The following is a 3,305-nucleotide window of genomic DNA, read 5'->3' as shown; positions in this document are numbered from 1 at the left end:
TCTGGCGATGGTCAACCTGGCGCCGACGCCACCAATACAGAGCCAAGAAGGCCCACTACCAGCGCCGACACCGATTACATCACGAAGTGCAGCTGTAGTGTTAGTGCTGCAACGGCACTCCAGTGGTCAGTTGAGTGGGTGGCCTCGTCGTCGGTAGTGGCTGAACCGGGCTTGGTGTCGTCGTTGGCGGAATGGAACAGCGCATCGGCCTGGCCTGCCGCACGAAACATGGCTGACGCTGGCCGCAGCTGCAGTATGGTGGCAAGCACGCGGCTCGCGAGGTTCGGCTGGGCGCTGAGCTGAGACGTGATCACCACCGAATGGCGCTGAAATCGATCGGCTGGGGGCGAAGGGCTTTGACACGTTCAGCCAGGCCTCGCATCCGGAGCGCCATCTCGCTTGCCGGAAGCTGTCGGCGATCCCCATGACCGGGTAGGAGCCATTCGAAACCAAGGCGATCGGCCGACCGTGCCAGCGACTCGGCCAGTACTTCGACCGAATACCAGGTGACGCTCTCGGCAATTTCGATGTCTCCGGTGGTGCGGGACCAGTACAGGCTGTCCCCGCTGAAACAGTATCGGTCGTCGACTACATAAAGCACGCTTCCCTCGGTGTGGCCCGGAAACGGATGCGCCATTACGCCGTCGACGATCTCGACTGGATCGGCTCCCCGTATTATCTGATCGGCATCCGGAGCTGAATCGAGATCACCCTCGTGAATCCACAGTCGAGCCCGGAATCGGTCTGCGTAGCGCCGGCCATGCGCGGCGTGATCACGGTGGGTCAGCAGAACGTCCGTCACCACGCCGAGCGCCTCATATCGCGTTGCCAGCGACTCGCTCCAGCGTGGCGTATCGACCATGAGATTGCCGCCGCGGCGTCGCAGCAGATAGGAGTTGGCTCCCGCAGTGTGCGACGAATTGTGGCCACACAGGTAAACACCCTCGTCCAGGCGCATCGGGAACGGGTCGAACGCCGCGTTGAGTGACACGTTCCTGCGCCGAACCGATCGGGTTTGACAGGCGAATGCGGCTGCGACCAGCGCCTTTTCCTCGGCTTCGTCGCGCGGTTGACGCAAAATTTCGGAGCGACCATCGACCTCGCCGATCAAGCCGGGCGCCAATTGCCGGGCCACATCGCAGTTCACGCAGCGATCGTCTACGAACCAGGACATTTGTAGAACTCCCTCCTCGGTGCGACGCAGCAACGGTCGCACCTTTCAGGAATACCAACCATGGCACGGAAATTTCAAGTCTTGACATATTTTCAAAAATCTATCTGAGGATTCCGTAGACAATTCAATATATTAATGCTGCAACGGCACCCGAGTGAGCTGGTGTAGATGTGATCTGTGGTGTTGGATAATTTGTGGCCGATTCGCATTCGTTGATGTCGAGGATTAGGGGTCGGTTCACGCGTTCGGAGCCGCGGGCTCGGGCGCGGGCGTACGTGACCGGGTCGACTGCAGGCTGGAGCGCAAGAACGGGTGGACGTTGTCCGAACGCGCTGGTGAGGGGAGCCCGGACAGGATGCAGCGGCTGCTGCGCAAGGCCGACTGGGACGTCGAGGGTGTTCGTGACGATGTGCGTTACTACGTGGTCGAACATCTCGGTGGCCCCGATGCCGTGCTGGCCGGTGACGAGACCGGTTTCTTGAAGAAGGGGCACCAAATCCGCTGGGGCAGTCCTCCGCGGAGAATTGCCAGATCCGGGTGTTTCCGGCGTACGCGTCCAAGCACGGGCATGCCCTGATCGACCGGAACTTTACGTCCCGCAGTCGTGGACATCGGATCGGCAGCGGTGCCGCGATGCCAGGACCCCCGAGGAGACCGAGTTCGCGACCAAGCCGCAGCAGATGATCGCCATGCTCCAACACATGACGCTCTGCACGTAGAGAAGGTGCGGCCGAAGCTGGGTACCCGCACCCGCTGTGAACTGGAATGCCGCCGATCGAGAACTGGTTTCGTGGCTCGGTACGCCCGAGACCGATCCCGGCTGGTGTGGGTACAAGACCAGCTGACATCGGGTGGCCGTTTCGCGGTGCAGGACGATCAGCGGCTCGTCGTCCAGAACCAGCAGGACGTAGGCGAGAAGATTCCGCAGCGGCGGCGACCAGCATGCGCGCACGCCCGCGCCCATGGGTTACTACCGCTCGCGATCCAGGCGGACCTGCGCGACCAGAGCGCGGTGGTCCGCGCCTGGTAAGCCCACCGTCTCCACCGCGACCGCGCGGCCCCCAGCGACAAGGATATGGTCGATACCGACCAAGGGCGGCCACCGCTTGTCGGTCGGATAGGTGACCAGGTGTCCGGCGCCCGCCTGTTCGACAGCGTCGCCGAAACGCCCGGATAACATCGTGCGGTACTGCGCATGATCGTAAGTCGCGTTGAAGTCGCCACCGACGATCGCGGGCCGACCCGATGGCGACCGCTCGAGAATTTCGCGCAGACGGGACAATTCGTCGGCCCACACCTGCGTACCGAACACCGGTGGCACCGGATGGAAGGCGTACACCGTGACCGGTCCGGCACCCGGGATGCTTGCTGTCGCCGAGAGCTGGTTCAGCACGAACCCGTCGTACTCGACGGTTTCCGAGAGCGGGTAGCTGCTCCAGATTCCCGTCCCGGCCGCAGTCCTTCCGGGGGATAGATACCGGTGCGGCAATAACTGGTCGAGCCCCGCCCGGCCGAGATCCTCGACCGTGGCCGGTGTGAGTTCATTGACGGTGAGCAAAGCGATGTTCCGCGTGCGCACTTGGTCGACCAGCGCCTGAGGGTCAGCTCCGTCGAACAGAAGATTGGCCTGCATCACTATCACTGCGTATCCGTTGTCGTCACCTGAACGGCTGAAGTACAGCGGAGCCTGGGTCCAGATCGCGGTGGCAACGACAACGATCGCCACCCCCGCACCGCTCCAGTGCCGCATGGCTACAAAGGCCACCACCCCGACGAGAGCGGAACTCATCAGGTACGGCGCACCCGAAGCCGCCAAGACCAACATTCGCCACCACGACTGGCTGAAGTGCAACGCGACCCCAGCGGCTCCTGTCAGTGTCGCGATCCATGCGAGCAGGTCGACACCGTTCGGAACCAACTTCGACATCACACCCGACAGATAAACACGAGCCCCAACGAACGGCCGAGGTGAGGTGGCTCTGGCCCACTCCACCACCGGCCAGCCGATCGTCCCGGCGGCCTCGGAGAGGCATCGCGGCATCGCGGCATCGCGGCATCGCGGCATCGCGGCATCGCGGCATCGCGGCATCGCGGCATCGCGGCATCGCGGCATCGCGGCATCGCGGCATCG

3 protein-coding genes and 1 pseudogene are annotated in these 3,305 nt (G+C 63.2%); 1 reads left to right on the top strand and 3 read right to left on the bottom strand.

From position 1 onward, the window contains the following. Positions 1-74: 74 nt before the first annotated feature. A complete protein-coding gene (locus tag AB0H00_RS31805) occupies positions 75-314 on the bottom strand; it encodes a hypothetical protein (RefSeq protein WP_357273612.1) in 240 nt (79 codons plus the stop codon). Beyond that, positions 311-1,174, bottom strand: a complete 864-nt coding sequence (locus AB0H00_RS31800) for an MBL fold metallo-hydrolase (RefSeq protein WP_357273608.1) — start codon at positions 1,172-1,174, stop codon at positions 311-313. The genes AB0H00_RS31805 and AB0H00_RS31800 overlap by 4 nt, the downstream gene beginning before the upstream one ends. 215 nt (positions 1,175-1,389) lie before the next feature. On the opposite strand from AB0H00_RS31800, the pseudogene AB0H00_RS31795 reads away from it, so the two are divergent. Then, positions 1,390-1,851 (top strand): annotated as a pseudogene (locus AB0H00_RS31795) (transposase); the annotation flags it as partial. A gap of 293 nt (positions 1,852-2,144) precedes the next feature. Here the strand turns inward: AB0H00_RS31795 and AB0H00_RS31790 are convergent. Further along, positions 2,145-3,101, bottom strand: a complete 957-nt coding sequence (locus AB0H00_RS31790) for an endonuclease/exonuclease/phosphatase family protein (protein WP_357273606.1) — start codon at positions 3,099-3,101, stop codon at positions 2,145-2,147. Positions 3,102-3,305: the final 204 nt, after the last annotated feature.

The organism is Nocardia sp. NPDC023852, assembly GCF_040639505.1.
Classification (GTDB): domain Bacteria; phylum Actinomycetota; class Actinomycetes; order Mycobacteriales; family Mycobacteriaceae; genus Nocardia.
Note: the sequence above shows the minus strand (reverse complement) of the source record. Positions and strands in the feature narration are given on the sequence as shown.

Bases quoted from the DNA above. Each gene is read 5' to 3' on its own strand.
- AB0H00_RS31800 (WP_357273608.1), bottom strand. From the start codon at position 1,174: ATGTCCTGGTTCGTAGACGATCGCTGCGTGAACTGCGATGTGGCCCGG.
- AB0H00_RS31790 (WP_357273606.1), bottom strand. From the start codon at position 3,101: ATGTCGAAGTTGGTTCCGAACGGTGTCGACCTGCTCGCATGGATCGCG.